Below are 13,575 nucleotides of genomic sequence, written 5' to 3' on the forward strand. Positions count from 1 at the left end.
GTTCAATGACAGATGGTTATGACTGCTATCAAAATGCACTGGCTGAGAGAGTAAACGGTATTCTTAAAAACGAATACTTGTTAATGAAACCAAATAACCTAAATGAGGCAAGGGAAATGGTAAAACAATCAGTCGATTTATATAATCAACAAAGGCCACATTCGGCCTTAAAATACAAAACGCCCGATGAAATTCATCAGGCGTTTTAATCAAAAAAGTGTCAACCCATAGTAGGATGGGTCAAAGTTTACACTTTTTTCGTATCTACTCGTGCTAGCTAATCAATCTAGCTTAGCTATGCTTAAGATAACTTTAAGTTAGAGTATGTCATTTTGAAGTATCTTCCATTATTGTTTTTACTGCCTGTATTTAGCCAAGCAAGTATTATCAATTGGGTAATTGTTGATTACCCACCTTATTACATCATTTCTGGTGATAACAAAGGGCAAGGCCGTGATGAAGCAATAATGAGGCTGGTTACTGCAAAGGTTGACCGTCCATTTACGATTCAGTTATTGCCAGCGAGTAGAGCGGTAAAATCAATGGATAGGAATGATGAAGAGGTACATTGTTTAGTTTCTTTGTTTAAGACACGAGAGCGTAAAAAATTTCTTCATTTTACGGAAAATTTTTCGACCATTGGTTTATCGCCATCCATTGCTGCCAGAAAATCAATCCTTAAACAATTAGCTACTTACAGTACCAAAAGTGTGTATCTTGCCGATATGCTCCATAAATATCACTTATCGCTTGGCGTCACACTCAACCGCTCATATGGCCAGAAAATCGATGATATTATCGCCCACATTTCGAGTGACAAAATAAACAAAAGAGCCGGACAAAATGCTTTGGAGAGTCTGACATACATGCTACTAAAAGGAAGAGTAGACTTAATTTTGGGTTACCCAAGCGAACATTACTATATAAAAAACACGTTAGATAAGGACAATCAATTAATTCAGTTGAAGATTAACGAAACAAATCAAATAAGCTTTGGGCATATAGGCTGCAGTAAAAATAATGCTGGCGAAAGGCTCATCAACGACATGGATCAAGCTTTAGCTGAGCTCAAATCGACTGAACAATACAAAACCATTATGCTAAGGTGGTTGCCTGAAACCTTTAAAGATAAACTGACACCGCATTTAACATTCAATGAAAGCTATATTCCATAAACCCAATAGCTATTTAAAACTGACTTTACCGCCAATTATTTTATATGCAGGCATACCCCTGATAATGGTTTCTCGGGCAAACAGACTATGGCATTGTGGGCAGACACACGGTTCAGTTGTAAAATCTGTCGCTATTCTAGCTTTAAAGCATTTTACCAAGTTACCCTTGCCATTTTTGTGATATTTAAACAAAGGTGATTTACATTTTAGACAAGAGACATCAACTGTTCTGGTCGGTAACTTAGCATTAGGCTTAGCCATAAAAGTATATACGTTTAATTAACTCAGTTTTCGATAATATCGTATTCAAATTCAAAATCAGCGCTGTCAAGCACATCTTTTTTGATGTTTTTTACCCAACTACTGCTCGCTTTATCCCATCTAAACCCAGCCTTTTTTGCTTTGTGTCTGTCATCATAACTCACCTTAGCAATGACTTTATAAGTGGGTGTAGCCGCCGTTTTGAGTATCTCGGACCAATTATAATGGCTACAGATATTGAGCATAGTGAGTACATCGAAAACAGCACGGTGAGGCATTGTATTTAAATAATGGTGCTCTGCTGCTAAATAGCTAAGTTTTCGTGTTTTTATCGTACCTGGGTAAGGGATATCGTGGACAGTATCAATCCAAGGCTTATCTAAACTCAAGCCATGACGTTTAAGTGCTCGTGTTAAGACCGGTTTGTCAAAGTTATTGCCATTATGAGCAACTACATACACACATTGTTTAGCTAGTGAAACCAAATTCTGCAGTGCTAGCTTTTCATTGACCCCAAATTGTTGAAGTTGATTATCTTTGATCCCGGTTAAATCAATGATATTCGGGGTGAGTTTTTCTGGGCTTATATTGATAAGTTCGTTTGATAGTGTCACCGCTGTATTAGACTCGGTATCCCAGACAACGGCACCAATTTCGATGATTCGATTTGTCTTAATATCTAAGCCAGTTGTTTCGAGGTCGAGTCCAAGTACATACATAGTGTTTAGCTTAAGTTAACAATATTGAGTGAGTTTTCTGCCAATGCTTGTTTGTCATCTTCATCCACGATGATTGGCTCTTTGGGTATATCTGGCGAATCAAAACCAATATCACCGCCTTCAAAGGGTTGTTCACCCGTTGCCAAATTAGCAAAATCATACAAGTTTGTATCCGCTAAGTGCGAAGGCACTACATCCGTTAATGCTTTGAACATTGTTTCAATTCGTCCAGGAAATTGTTTATCCCAACTATTTAGCATTTGCTTAATGTTTTTTCTTTGAAGGTTTTCTTGAGAACCACATAGATTACAAGGAATAATTGGATAAGCCTTTGCATCAGCATATTTAGCAATATCTTTTTCGCGGCAGTAGGCAAGCGGACGAATAACAATGTGTTCACCGTTATCCGTTACAAGTTTAGGAGGCATGCTTTTCATTTTGCCACCGTAAAACATATTCAAGAACAAGGTTTCTAAAATATCATCTCTGTGATGACCAAGAGCAATTTTAGTTGCGCCCAATTCTTTCGCTGTACGATATAAAATACCTCGGCGTAAACGTGAACACAGAGAACATGTCGTTTTACCTTCTGGTATTTTATCTTTAACAATACTGTATGTATCTTCGTTAACGATCTTATAATCAATACCGATAGATTCTAGGTAGCCAGGTAAAACGTGCTCAGGAAAGCCCGGTTGTTTTTGGTCTAAATTAACAGCAACGATAGAAAAGCTGATAGGTGCAACTCTTTGCATATGGATGAGCGTATCAAGTAAGGTATAGCTATCTTTACCACCTGATAAACAAACCATAACTTTGTCGCCATCTTGGATCATATTAAAATCACCAATAGCTTTACCCGTCTCACGACGTATACGCTTTTCTAGCTTGTTTAAGTTATAGGCTTGTTTTTTTGCCACCGCCTCTTGCTGCATCTTAACCTCTGCACACCTAAAAAAAGTGCGCGGATTATACCTAATCACGCACACCTTTGGTATAGCAGCACAATGCCTTTATTTATCGACCGGACAAACAAATCCATCAGGTTTAAGTGCAAGTACATCACAGTTCAGTTGGTCCAGCATATGTTCAGCAGTATTTCCAATTAATGCTGCGGAGATGCCGGTTCGTCCAACTGTTCCTAAAACAACCAGCTCTGCATCAAGTTGCTTAGCTAATAACGGAATAACATCCTCAGCTAAACCCTCTTGTATGATGGCATCATCTTCTGGGATCTTATAGCGACTAGAGTAGTTATCTAATTCATCTTGGTGGTGTTTAGCTATGGCTTCAGTGTAGGTAACTGGATCAAATTCAGGAATTTCCACCGCTAAGTTAACCGCAGCACTAGGGTAACAATTTGCTAAAACAGGTTTAGAGCCCAGTACATCTGCCATAGCAACGGCTTCTTTGATGATTTTATGATTAAGGGAAATATGCTCTGAATCATCGCTACTGGCATGGACAGCGGCTAATACTTTACTGTCACACGGCCATTCGTGTTCTTTTACAAGGAGTAACGGAACGGGACATTTTCTCAATAAATGCCAGTCGGTAGGCGTAAAGATAACCGCTTTAAATTGATTGTGTTCATGTGTCGCTTTTACAACAATTTCATGATTATTATTAAGTACTTCTTTAATAACTGCTTCATAAGGGCGATTATGCCAGACGACTTTACCGTGCAACTGGGCAGCGGCTTGTCCACACCCTGTTAATAATTCGTCCAACCAAGCTTGCTTTTCATTAATGACTGATTTGCGCATCAAGTCTCGCTCATCAGCTGATAGCATGGTTGTCATTTCATAAGAGAAATCATAAATCACTAAAAGTGCTGTAACACTGGCACCCGTTTTACCCGATAATTCAATAGCCCTGTATAGTGCTTTTTGATTATCTGAAGTCGGGTCTATAACCGCGAGGATTCGTTGATGTGATTGCATACATATACCTTAGGTGATGCACCTTTTTCTTATTTGTATGCTTAAGTTTAGTCGAAAAAGTCATTTAGCTATTGGCTTTAAGTGACTTTGTTTTGTGTTAGATCAATCTTGTTCGAGAATGGTGTTGCGGCTACCCGATAGCTCATCAAGGCCAGCTTGATGAACAATAGTAATGAATTTACCTTGTACGGCTATTAAGTTAGCTTTTTGAAAACGGCTTAATAATCGAGAAATGGTTTCAACTGTTAACCCTAGATAATTGCCAATATCACCGCGAGTCATTGATAATCTGAATTCTTTAGATGAAAAACCGCGATCACTAAAACGGTAAGCCAAACTGCTAATAAAAGCCGCTAACTTTTGTTCAGCATTTTTCCTGTTTAATAACAATAATAACTCTTGATCACCCATAATTTCTGTACTCATCAACCTCATGACTTGTTGACGTAATTTGGGCATAGTAGATGATAATTCATCCATGATATTAAACGGTATTTCACAAACCATGGCTGTTTCTAGCGCAACGGCGTAACTAGGGTGAATTTGTTTGTTAATGGCATCAAATCCAATGATATCGCCTGGTAAATGAAAAGCCGTTATCTGTTCGTCACCCTGTTGTGAAATGGTGTAGGACTTGAATGAGCCAGAGCGAACTGCGTAAAGAGATTTAAAGGATTTACCTGCTTCAATTAACTTATCATTTTTTGAAAAGGTCGTTTGCGCTGGATAATATCATCGAGACGACGTAGCTCGTTTTCATTTAAAGAAAATGGGATACAAAGTTGACTAATACTACAGTTTTGACAGCTGACAGCACAGTTTTTTTGTTGCATAGACATCCCTTAAAATTTGCTTACCAATTTAAGTTTACAGGTATTGATTACAGTTGCAAATAGCCAAGGTAGATAGAATAGAAGCCATAAATAATGATGAGCGAACCACTCACTATTTTGAAATATTCATACTTGAATAAGTCTTTAGCTTGATTAAAAAGCAGCCCGGTTGTAAACATGGATGGTAGTGTGCCCAATGCAAAAAACAGCATGACTAACATGGCGTTTATTGGCTCTGCTTGAGTACTTGCCCATGCAAGGTTAGAGTATATCAGCCCACATGGTAACCAACCCCAAAGAAAACCTGCACAGAGCTTACCCGTAGGTGATTTAGAAGAGAGCGCTTTACTGGCTGCAGGTTGAATTAAGCGCCATACCGGTACAAATAATTTTTCAAAATGGCTGATACCTAAATACCATCGACTGATGTATAAACCCATTAAAATGAGTAGGGCGCCTGCAAACATTCTGAGTAATGCTAAACCAGATTGAAGTAACTCTGTGAACAGTAAACCAAGTAGACCTACTATGAGGCCCATCAAAGTATAACTTGTTATGCGGCCTAGGTTATAAAATGCGATATCTGATATCTTCTGCTGAGCGCCTATTGCCATACTTATCCCACCGCACATTGCAATACAGTGAGATGAAGCCATCAGCCCAATAAAAAATGCAGTAATGAAATCAGTCATCTGATTGAGAGGGCTCTCCAGATGACTTATTACTTGAGGAGCTAGAGGCTTGTGTTTTTTTCTCTTCGTCAAATAAGATTGAAAAACCTTGTCGCTCTAAGTCGTCAAATTGTTCAGTTTTAACTGCCCAAAAAAAGATACCAATGGCAAGCGCAACAATGACGATCGCAAGAGGGATGAGAATATAAATTACGTCCATAAACTGACACTAAAGTTTTAATAATCGTGTTGAGTTTACCACAACCAAAACAGAACTTAACGACATACCAGCAACTGCTGCGTAAGGCGTTAAAATACCGAACATTGCCAAAGGTAAAACACATAGATTGTAACCCGCAGCCCAAGCAAGATTCTGTCTAATAATGCGGTTTAATTGTTTGGACGCACTAAATAAATGAGGTATTTTATCCAGCTGGCCACCTAACAGGATGACATGTGCTTTTTGTTTACTTAAATCGGTTGCATTGGCAACAGCGATGCTTACATCAGCAGATTCCAATACCATAGCGTCATTTATACCATCACCAACCATTCCAACAGGTCGGCCTTGTGCTTGTTGACGGTAATTATCAAGCACGTTAACTTTATCATCAGGTTTAAGTGCACCATGAAATGGAATAGAGAATGAAGCGGCAACGGGTTCGACGTTAGCAACACTATCCCCACTGATGATACTTTTATCACAAGGTATACCTGTAATGGCAGCACTTGCTTCTTGGCGGATAGGGTCACTCAAGTAAACTGCAGCAATGACGTTATTATCCACACCTAAATATAATCGAGCATCGGGTTCTATATTATCGGGTTTGTCCGTTACATAACTTAGGTTGCCAACTTGGTATACCTTTCCTCTGATACAGCCTTCCATCCCTTGTCCTGCAACATTTTTAATGTCATCAGCAACAAGCTCGCTATCAATATTCTTAAATGCAGATGCAATTGGGTGAGAAGAAAAGACTTCAAGTGCTTTAATGATCTCAAGTACTTCTTGTTCTGAGCGGTTTTCATCGTAAAGCTTAACGCGCTCTAGAATAAGTTGACCTTCGGTTAAAGTACCTGTTTTATCAAAACCTAACATTGCAAGACTAGGTATTTTTTCCAATGCATTTGAATTGTTAACTAAGATGCCATGCTTTTTTAACCCAGCTGTCATGGCGGTCATAGCAGTAGGCATGGCTAATGACAGAGCACATGGACAGGTTGCAACTAACACAGCAATCATAGGCCAAAAGCCATTTTCATCAGTCAGGGTTTGCCAACCAGTAAAGGTTACAACTGCAATAACTAATACAAATAGGACAAAATACTTAGAAACAGTATCGGATACAGAGACAAAACTTGATTCAGACGTCTGTATACCTTCGCTTGTAGCCATTTGTGATAACGTTGTTGCTGCTCCTGTAGCAGATACATTGAGTTGAATCGTAGTCGTAGTCACTAAACTACCGGCAAATACCATATCCCCTTTTTGTTTTTTAACCGGCTCACTTTCACCCGTTAACATCGATTCATCGATATATGCCTGTTCTGTTTGTAGATGTCCATCAGCAGGGATAGCACATCCTTCTTTAACGACTATTAAATCACCTGCAACTAAACTATTTGCAGCAACTTCTAAAAGTTCATCGCCTTGTTTTTTCGTCGCCACCAAAGGGATCAGCTTGAGCATATTTGCGGTAATCGAAGCTGCCTTAGCTTTGACATTATGTTCAAGATAACGCCCAGCCAATAAGAATAAGGTAAACATGGAGATAGACTCATAATAAACCTCTCCAGTTAAAGTTACTGTGGCATAGGCTGAAGCGATAAAAATACCAACCAAAGCGAAAGCGACCGGTACATCCATATTAACGGATTTATTTAATATCGCCCGGATGGCTGAGTAGATGATAGGATAAGCACTATAGGCAATAATAGGTGTACACAATAATAAGCTCACCCACCTAAAGAAGGTATCGTATTCTTTTTCAAGGACACCTGTGTACATAGCAAAAGCAAGCATCATGATCTGCATCGACATCAAAGCCGCTACAGCAATTCGTTTTAAAAATGATTTATTAGTTGCTCTGAAGCGGGCTTCTTGCTCATTAATTTTAAATGGAAAGGCTTGGTAACCGATATCAGCAATTGCAGCAAAAATCTCGCTTAGTTTTACGGTATCTGGGTCCCAGGTCACCTTAGCTCGGTTAGAAGCTGCATTAACTTTGATTTGATTAACACCTTTGACTCGAACCAAACGTTGCTCAATCAACCAAGCACATGCAGCACAGTGCATACCGTCTATTGCTAAATCCGCTTGTGAATCTGTACCAATTTGGATAACGAATTCAGCTTGTACGCTTTGCTGATCGTATTCAGTGTAACTAGAGGGATTAAAATCTGGTTTATCAGGGTTTTCAGAACGAAATTTGTAATACTGTTCGAACCCGCCAGCCAAAATCGTTTCAGCAACCGTTTTGCAGCCAATACAACAAACCGCTTTTTGTTCATCGTCCACTTGAACATGTAAATCAACATCATGTGGTATTTTGTCACCACAATGAAAACAGTTCGATTTCATAGGTTGTACTTTATTGTGGAATTAACAAAATTTGTTCTTCGGAAGGTAAGCTTACTCTCTGTTGTATCTTCCATTTCAAATCATGAGGTTCAACGGTAATCTGCCAATTACCTTTAATTGCATCCGGTAAACGCGCTAGATATTTACCATCAGCTCGTTGCGTGGCCATTACTTTGAAATCTCTTTTACCTTGCGTTGAGTGGAAAAAAGATAGACTCAGTGCCGCAAGCTCTGGTGCATTTTTATTTTTGTTGACATCTAGTAATAATAAATCGTCTTCGATAGAAAGTAGGGCAGTTATACCAAATGCTTTAGCTTGTTTTATACGCTCTAGTTTTTGGTTAATTGCTTTACCTTCTTTGTAATAGTCATCAATGACCATTTCTACATTGTTTTGATTAAAAGTAGAGATCATGATGGATGCGGCTGTAACACTTGAAACTGGTAAAACAATTAATAAGTAATTCCAAGGTTCTTTGTACCAAGGTCTTACATCAGTTTCATTTGCATCTTTAGCCATTTATATCACCTTAAGTTAAAAAAAAGCCCTGACGAGCAGGGCTTTTAATACATCGTTACGCGCTTATTTTACTTCTCGTTAGACAAGCTGTAAACGTAAGCAGAAATTAAGTGAACTTTATCTTCACCTAAAATGTCTTTCCAAGCTGGCATTACACCGTTACGACCATGGGTAAGTGTTTCAGCAACTGCACGTTCAGAACCACCGTATAACCAAATATTATCCGTTAGGTTAGGCGCGCCAAATGCAATGTTACCTTTACCATCAGCACCGTGACATGCGGCACAAACACCAAATTTAGCTTCACCAGCTTTAGCTGATGCAACATTTACATCACGGCCACTTAAGCTAAGTACATATGCTGTCATGTCTTTGATACCTTGCTCACCAAAGGCATCAATCCAAGCAGGCATTGCCGCTTTACGACCGTTTAGCAAGGTCGTTTTAATGTGTGCAAATTCACCACCGTATAACCAATCATCATCTGTAAGGTTAGGGAAGCCAGTGGCACCACGGGCATCTGAGCCGTGACATTGTGAACAGTTTTGTAAGTATAAACGCTGACCAATCTCTAACGCCTTTTCATCTTGCATTAATGCATCGATGTCTTTAGACGCATAAGACTGGAATAAAGGACCAAACTTCTCGTTTGATTTCTTTACTTCAACGTCGTACTGAACTTGTAATCCTTCAGCGAAACCTTGCTCAGTTGCTTCTTTAGAATCAGCAATCGAACGAATGTCTTGGTTAGAACTCTTCCAACCTAAAACACCTTCATAGTTACCCATACCAGGGTAAAGGATTAAATAAAGCACACCCCAAACACCTGTGATCCAATACATGATTGTCCACCATTTTGGTAATGGGTTGTTTAATTCTTCAATGCCATCAAACTCATGGCCCATTGATTCGCCTTCTTCAATGCCTGTGTAGTTCTTACTGTTCGTCCACAGAGTCCAGAAGACAAATACTAATGTAATTGTAGTGATAACAATTACCCAGAGACTCCAAAAAGTACTCATGTTAATTCCTCTAATCTTTTTCTATCTTTTGTTCTGTATCTGCTTTTTTATCTTCTTCAAAGATAGAGTTAGCAGCGTCATCGAACTTAGATTTACTTTGGCGACTATAGGCCCACCAAATGATGCCGACAAAGACGACAATCATTACGATGGTATAGATGCCTCTAAAAGTTCCGTAATCCATTGATAGTTTACTTAAGTGCGGTGCCTAAAGACTGTAAGTAAGCAATCAATGCTTCCATTTCAGTCTTTCCTTTAACTGCAGCTTCAGCACCTGCAATATCTTCATCTGTGTATGGCACACCATAGCTTTGGAAAACTTTAAGTTTTTTAGCTGTTAATTTGCCATCAAGCGTGTTTTCCATTAACCAAGGGAAACCAGGCATGTTTGATTCAGGTACTACAGCACGAGGATTAATTAAGTGTACACGGTGCCAGTCATCTGAATAACGACCACCTACACGAGCTAGATCTGGGCCAGTACGTTTAGAACCCCATAAGAATGGGTGTTCCCAAACTGATTCACCGGCAACAGAGTAGTGACCATAACGCTCAGTTTCAGCACGGAAAGGACGAATCATTTGAGAGTGACAGTTGTTACAACCTTCACGAATATAGATGTCACGACCTTCCATCTCTAAAGCAGTGTACGGCTTTAAACCGTCTACTGGTTCAGTTGTTTGCTTTTGGAAGATCAAAGGTGTGATTTCTACTAAAGCACCAAAACTGATAACGATGATAGTGAATATCGCTAATAGGCCGATATTCTGTTCGATAATCTCGTGTTTATTTGGAGATTTTTTATTAGCCATTACGTTTCTCCTTAAGCTGCTTGCGGTACAAGGTTATTTGTAGCGTCTTGACGCTTATCAGAGCTAACTGTCTTATAGACGTTAAATAGCATTAGTAACATACCACATACTACGAAACAGCCACCTAACCAACGAACACCGTGGTAGAAGTAAGTTTTCTCAACAACTTCAACGAAGCTATACATTAGTGTGCCGTCTTCGTTAACTGCACGCCACATCATCCCTTGCATTACACCAGAGATCCACATTGCAACAATGTATAGAACAACACCTATAGTTGCTAACCAGAAATGGATGTTAATCCACTTAGTCGAGTACATGTGCTCTTTACCACACACTTTAGGGATAAGGTGATATAAAGAACCGATAGAAACCATAGCAACCCAACCTAATGCACCAGAGTGCACGTGACCAACTGTCCAGTCAGTGTAGTGCGATAGTGCGTTTACTGATTTGATTGCCATCATTGGGCCTTCGAACGTTGACATACCGTAGAACGATAATGAAACGATCAAGAAGCGAAGAATAGGGTCTGTGCGTAACTTATGCCAAGCACCAGATAACGTCATGATACCGTTGATCATACCACCCCATGAAGGAACGAATAAGATAACAGACATAACCATACCTAAAGACTGAGTCCAGTCAGGTAAAGCAGTGTAGTGAAGGTGGTGAGGACCAGCCCAAATATATAAAGAAACGAGTGCCCAGAAGTGAACAACCGATAAACGGTATGAATAAACAGGACGTTCAGCTTGTTTTGGTACGAAGTAGTACATCATACCTAAGAAACCAGCTGTTAAGAAGAAACCTACTGCGTTGTGGCCGTACCACCATTGCATCATGGCATCAACTGCACCTGAGTAGATAGAGTAAGATTTCATAAAGCTTACTGGTACAACCATACTGTTACCAATATGAAGTACAGCAACCGTTAAGATGAAACCACCATAGAACCAGTTCGCAACATAAATGTGTGAAGTTTTACGCTTAACAATTGTTCCGAAGAAAACAATTGCATAAGCAATCCAAACGACCGCAATTAAAATATCAATCGGCCACTCTAACTCAGCGTACTCCTTAGAAGAAGTATAACCAAGTGGTAAAGTGATTACTGCCGAAACAATAATTGCTTGCCAACCCCAGAAAGTGAATTTCGCTAAGCGATCACTAAATAAGCGAGTTTGACATGTGCGTTGAACAACATAATAAGATGTAGCGAATAACGCACATCCACCAAAGGCGAAGATAACCGCATTCGTATGAAGTGGTCTAATTCGCGAGAAAGTAAGCCAAGGAGTATCAAAGTTTAACTCTGGCCATACTAGTTGGGCAGCGATGAGTACGCCGACTGACATACCGACAATGCCCCAGATCACTGCCATAATGGCAAAGTGTTTTACAACATCAAAGTTGTAATTAGGAGTTGCAGAACTTGTTGAGCTCATAGTGTCTCTTCCAATCGATTAACTATATAAAGGTTAAGCTTTAGGTCGAATAAATTTTTTATTTTAGTTGATAGAACTAGTGTTTGGTTAAATTGTAATCGGAATATTGATTAATATTTCGCCAACCCTGTTATCCGTGGCCTAAACCGCGGCAATAATACTTTTTTTGACCTTGAAAATACAGCGGGTATTGAAAAAAACGTGATTTAGGTCAATATGTTGGTCAATCATTTGCGAAATTTCGAATCATGTCCAAAAAACGCCCAACTTTGTTTGTTTTCATCGCCGGTGTCATTCTTATACTCATTTTAGTCAGTCAGCACTTTAATGCGGATTTGAAGAGCAAAAAAATAGCTGAAAACTGTGATTTAAATCAGGAAATATGTGTAGTACGTATCGAACCTAGTATTGAGCTCAGTTTAATCACATCTCCAATAGAAATCGAAACAATCGAAACGCTTATAATTACTAGTGCAATATCAGCAGACACTGTTAAAGGTTATGTGGCAGGGCTAAATATGAATATGGGTAAGATACCCATCTTATTTAATCGAAACAAAGAGGATGAATGGTTAGGAGAGTTTGCACTAGGTATGTGCACCGAACCGAAAATGCAATGGTTATTAGTACTAGAAATAACCATTGCAGATAAAGTTCTTGAAAAGTCAGTTATTTTTGAGACTGACCAGACGACTCTTTAAGGTCTAACCACATACTTTCGTTATTAATTGGTGTATTGAAAGGTAAAAGTGGGTTTTCTAATTCGATAAAAGTTTTTGCATTCCACTGCTCTAATGGGTAGATGTGAGATGTAGTTGTGTGCTCTTGCATTAATTTAGCAAAGCTTCCATCCTTCATTGCAGTTAACAATCCATATTCAATTGTTTTAGCAAGCTTTTCATTACTTCTGCTGGTGAAATAATAGAGCGGGAATTTATATTTCAAAATGATGTTATCGAATAACACGAGGTTTGATTCTGGATTAGCTTTATTATAAGCCTCAATTTCAGAGTAACCTTCAATGATTGAGCGAGGGAAATAGTCACAATTGCCTTCATCAACCATAGAAAACATACTTTCAAAGTTTAAAACACGTGATACTTTAAAACCATTCACGTCTAATATATCTGAATCGGGCCAATGCAAACCCTGACAGGCATTAAGTTCCTGTAATTCTTCCGGTCTAGTTAATTTTTCAAAAGTAGCAAGTTTACTTTTATTGATTATAAAAACACGATGACCCAGTAAACCTTTCATTAACGGAATATGAATTGCGCGATAAAGCGCTTCACGGTCTTGAGTAGGACCTGCCATTACTACATCGACTTTGCCTTTATTCAATAATCGCATTGCTCGGCCTTGTGTCAGCAATTCTTCAGAAAAAGTCACCTCATAAGGTGTTTTAGATTTACTGAGTGCAAGCTTGAGTAGTTTAACCCGATAATCAAAACTGGTGTCACTAGAGGACTGCTGACGTGGAAGAACGATGGTTTCTGCAAAAAGTTGGGTGGATAGTGTTAGCAAGAATGCAAAGCACGCTATTTTTTTCATCACTGATTTATAATTATTTTCCTAAGATGATTAATTAAT

The 13,575-nt window shown here is 39.0% G+C and carries 16 protein-coding genes and 1 pseudogene; 3 read left to right on the plus strand and 14 right to left on the minus strand.

What is annotated here, in order from left to right:
• Both HR060_RS10520 and HR060_RS10525 read left to right on the plus strand, forming a co-directional pair.
• Window positions 1-209: integrase core domain-containing protein (locus HR060_RS10520; protein ID WP_174198709.1), on the plus strand; the 209-nt coding region annotated here is incomplete at its 5' end.
• A 123-nt stretch (window positions 210-332) separates the two neighbouring features.
• Entirely contained in the window at window positions 333-1,175 is an 843-nt protein-coding gene (locus tag HR060_RS10525) for a TIGR02285 family protein (RefSeq protein ID WP_174200259.1), read from the plus strand.
• A 9-nt stretch (window positions 1,176-1,184) separates the two neighbouring features.
• Here the strand turns inward: HR060_RS10525 and HR060_RS19395 are convergent, their stop codons facing one another.
• From HR060_RS19395 to ccoN, 13 genes and pseudogenes are all read right to left on the minus strand, one after another.
• A complete protein-coding gene (locus HR060_RS19395; protein ID WP_174200260.1) occupies window positions 1,185-1,436 on the minus strand; it encodes a hypothetical protein in 252 nt (83 codons plus the stop codon).
• Between the two features lie 23 nt (window positions 1,437-1,459).
• Entirely contained in the window at window positions 1,460-2,155 is a 696-nt protein-coding gene (locus HR060_RS10535) for a 3'-5' exonuclease (RefSeq protein WP_174200261.1), read from the minus strand.
• A gap of 5 nt (window positions 2,156-2,160) precedes the next feature.
• Window positions 2,161-3,090, minus strand: a complete 930-nt coding sequence (gene ttcA / locus HR060_RS10540) for a tRNA 2-thiocytidine(32) synthetase TtcA (protein ID WP_174200262.1) — start codon at window positions 3,088-3,090, stop codon at window positions 2,161-2,163.
• Between the two features lie 78 nt (window positions 3,091-3,168).
• Window positions 3,169-4,098, minus strand: coding sequence for a universal stress protein UspE (gene uspE, locus HR060_RS10545; protein WP_174200263.1), 930 nt, complete (start codon window positions 4,096-4,098; stop codon window positions 3,169-3,171).
• Window positions 4,099-4,200: 102 nt separating this feature from the next.
• A pseudogene (gene fnr / locus HR060_RS10550) lies at window positions 4,201-4,937 on the minus strand (fumarate/nitrate reduction transcriptional regulator Fnr).
• 41 nt (window positions 4,938-4,978) lie between these two features.
• Window positions 4,979-5,623, minus strand: coding sequence for a sulfite exporter TauE/SafE family protein (locus HR060_RS10555; RefSeq protein ID WP_174200264.1), 645 nt, complete (start codon window positions 5,621-5,623; stop codon window positions 4,979-4,981).
• Window positions 5,616-5,822, minus strand: a complete 207-nt coding sequence (gene ccoS, locus HR060_RS10560) for a cbb3-type cytochrome oxidase assembly protein CcoS (RefSeq protein ID WP_174200265.1) — start codon at window positions 5,820-5,822, stop codon at window positions 5,616-5,618. The genes HR060_RS10555 and ccoS overlap by 8 nt, the downstream gene beginning before the upstream one ends.
• A 9-nt stretch (window positions 5,823-5,831) precedes the next feature.
• Window positions 5,832-8,183 carry a heavy metal translocating P-type ATPase gene (locus tag HR060_RS10565; RefSeq protein WP_174200266.1) on the minus strand — a complete coding sequence of 784 codons (2,352 nt, stop codon included), beginning with the start codon at window positions 8,181-8,183 and terminating at the stop codon, window positions 5,832-5,834.
• A 10-nt stretch (window positions 8,184-8,193) separates the two neighbouring features.
• A complete protein-coding gene (locus HR060_RS10570; RefSeq protein WP_174200267.1) occupies window positions 8,194-8,703 on the minus strand; it encodes a FixH family protein in 510 nt (169 codons plus the stop codon).
• A 68-nt stretch (window positions 8,704-8,771) separates the two neighbouring features.
• A complete protein-coding gene (gene ccoP / locus HR060_RS10575) occupies window positions 8,772-9,725 on the minus strand; it encodes a cytochrome-c oxidase, cbb3-type subunit III (protein ID WP_174200268.1) in 954 nt (317 codons plus the stop codon).
• A 10-nt stretch (window positions 9,726-9,735) separates the two neighbouring features.
• On the minus strand, window positions 9,736-9,909 hold the full coding sequence (locus tag HR060_RS10580; protein ID WP_174200269.1) for a cbb3-type cytochrome oxidase subunit 3: 174 nt from the start codon (window positions 9,907-9,909) through the stop codon (window positions 9,736-9,738).
• 7 nt (window positions 9,910-9,916) lie between these two features.
• Window positions 9,917-10,537, minus strand: coding sequence for a cytochrome-c oxidase, cbb3-type subunit II (ccoO, locus tag HR060_RS10585; RefSeq protein ID WP_174200270.1), 621 nt, complete (start codon window positions 10,535-10,537; stop codon window positions 9,917-9,919).
• 11 nt (window positions 10,538-10,548) lie between these two features.
• Window positions 10,549-11,985 carry a cytochrome-c oxidase, cbb3-type subunit I gene (gene ccoN, locus HR060_RS10590; protein ID WP_174200271.1) on the minus strand — a complete coding sequence of 479 codons (1,437 nt, stop codon included), beginning with the start codon at window positions 11,983-11,985 and terminating at the stop codon, window positions 10,549-10,551.
• A 248-nt stretch (window positions 11,986-12,233) separates the two neighbouring features.
• On the opposite strand from ccoN, the gene HR060_RS10595 reads away from it, so the two are divergent.
• A complete protein-coding gene (locus tag HR060_RS10595) occupies window positions 12,234-12,686 on the plus strand; it encodes a hypothetical protein (RefSeq protein WP_174200272.1) in 453 nt (150 codons plus the stop codon).
• On the opposite strand, the gene HR060_RS10600 is transcribed toward HR060_RS10595, so the two are convergent.
• Window positions 12,655-13,536: a type 2 periplasmic-binding domain-containing protein gene (locus HR060_RS10600; protein ID WP_174200273.1), complete on the minus strand. Its 882-nt coding sequence runs from the start codon at window positions 13,534-13,536 to the stop codon at window positions 12,655-12,657. The genes HR060_RS10595 and HR060_RS10600 overlap by 32 nt on opposite strands.
• Window positions 13,537-13,575: the final 39 nt, after the last annotated feature.

It is taken from the genome of Marinifaba aquimaris, assembly GCF_013328345.1.
In the GTDB taxonomy this organism is placed as follows: Bacteria; Pseudomonadota; Gammaproteobacteria; order Enterobacterales; family Alteromonadaceae; genus Marinifaba; species Marinifaba aquimaris.

What these genes read in the sequence shown, in the direction of transcription:
- HR060_RS19395 (WP_174200260.1), bottom strand. Translation starts at nt 1,436, where the DNA reads ATGGCTAAGCCTAATGCTAAGTTACCGACCAGAACAGTTGATGTCTCT.
- HR060_RS10535 (WP_174200261.1), bottom strand. Translation starts at nt 2,155, where the DNA reads ATGTATGTACTTGGACTCGACCTCGAAACAACTGGCTTAGATATTAAG.
- ttcA (WP_174200262.1), bottom strand. Translation starts at nt 3,090, where the DNA reads ATGCAGCAAGAGGCGGTGGCAAAAAAACAAGCCTATAACTTAAACAAG.
- uspE (WP_174200263.1), bottom strand. Translation starts at nt 4,098, where the DNA reads ATGCAATCACATCAACGAATCCTCGCGGTTATAGACCCGACTTCAGAT.
- HR060_RS10555 (WP_174200264.1), bottom strand. Translation starts at nt 5,623, where the DNA reads ATGACTGATTTCATTACTGCATTTTTTATTGGGCTGATGGCTTCATCT.
- ccoS (WP_174200265.1), bottom strand. Translation starts at nt 5,822, where the DNA reads ATGGACGTAATTTATATTCTCATCCCTCTTGCGATCGTCATTGTTGCG.
- HR060_RS10565 (WP_174200266.1), bottom strand. Translation starts at nt 8,183, where the DNA reads ATGAAATCGAACTGTTTTCATTGTGGTGACAAAATACCACATGATGTT.
- HR060_RS10570 (WP_174200267.1), bottom strand. Translation starts at nt 8,703, where the DNA reads ATGGCTAAAGATGCAAATGAAACTGATGTAAGACCTTGGTACAAAGAA.
- ccoP (WP_174200268.1), bottom strand. Translation starts at nt 9,725, where the DNA reads ATGAGTACTTTTTGGAGTCTCTGGGTAATTGTTATCACTACAATTACA.
- HR060_RS10580 (WP_174200269.1), bottom strand. Translation starts at nt 9,909, where the DNA reads ATGGATTACGGAACTTTTAGAGGCATCTATACCATCGTAATGATTGTC.
- ccoO (WP_174200270.1), bottom strand. Translation starts at nt 10,537, where the DNA reads ATGGCTAATAAAAAATCTCCAAATAAACACGAGATTATCGAACAGAAT.
- ccoN (WP_174200271.1), bottom strand. Translation starts at nt 11,985, where the DNA reads ATGAGCTCAACAAGTTCTGCAACTCCTAATTACAACTTTGATGTTGTA.
- HR060_RS10595 (WP_174200272.1), top strand. Translation starts at nt 12,234, where the DNA reads ATGTCCAAAAAACGCCCAACTTTGTTTGTTTTCATCGCCGGTGTCATT.
- HR060_RS10600 (WP_174200273.1), bottom strand. Translation starts at nt 13,536, where the DNA reads ATGAAAAAAATAGCGTGCTTTGCATTCTTGCTAACACTATCCACCCAA.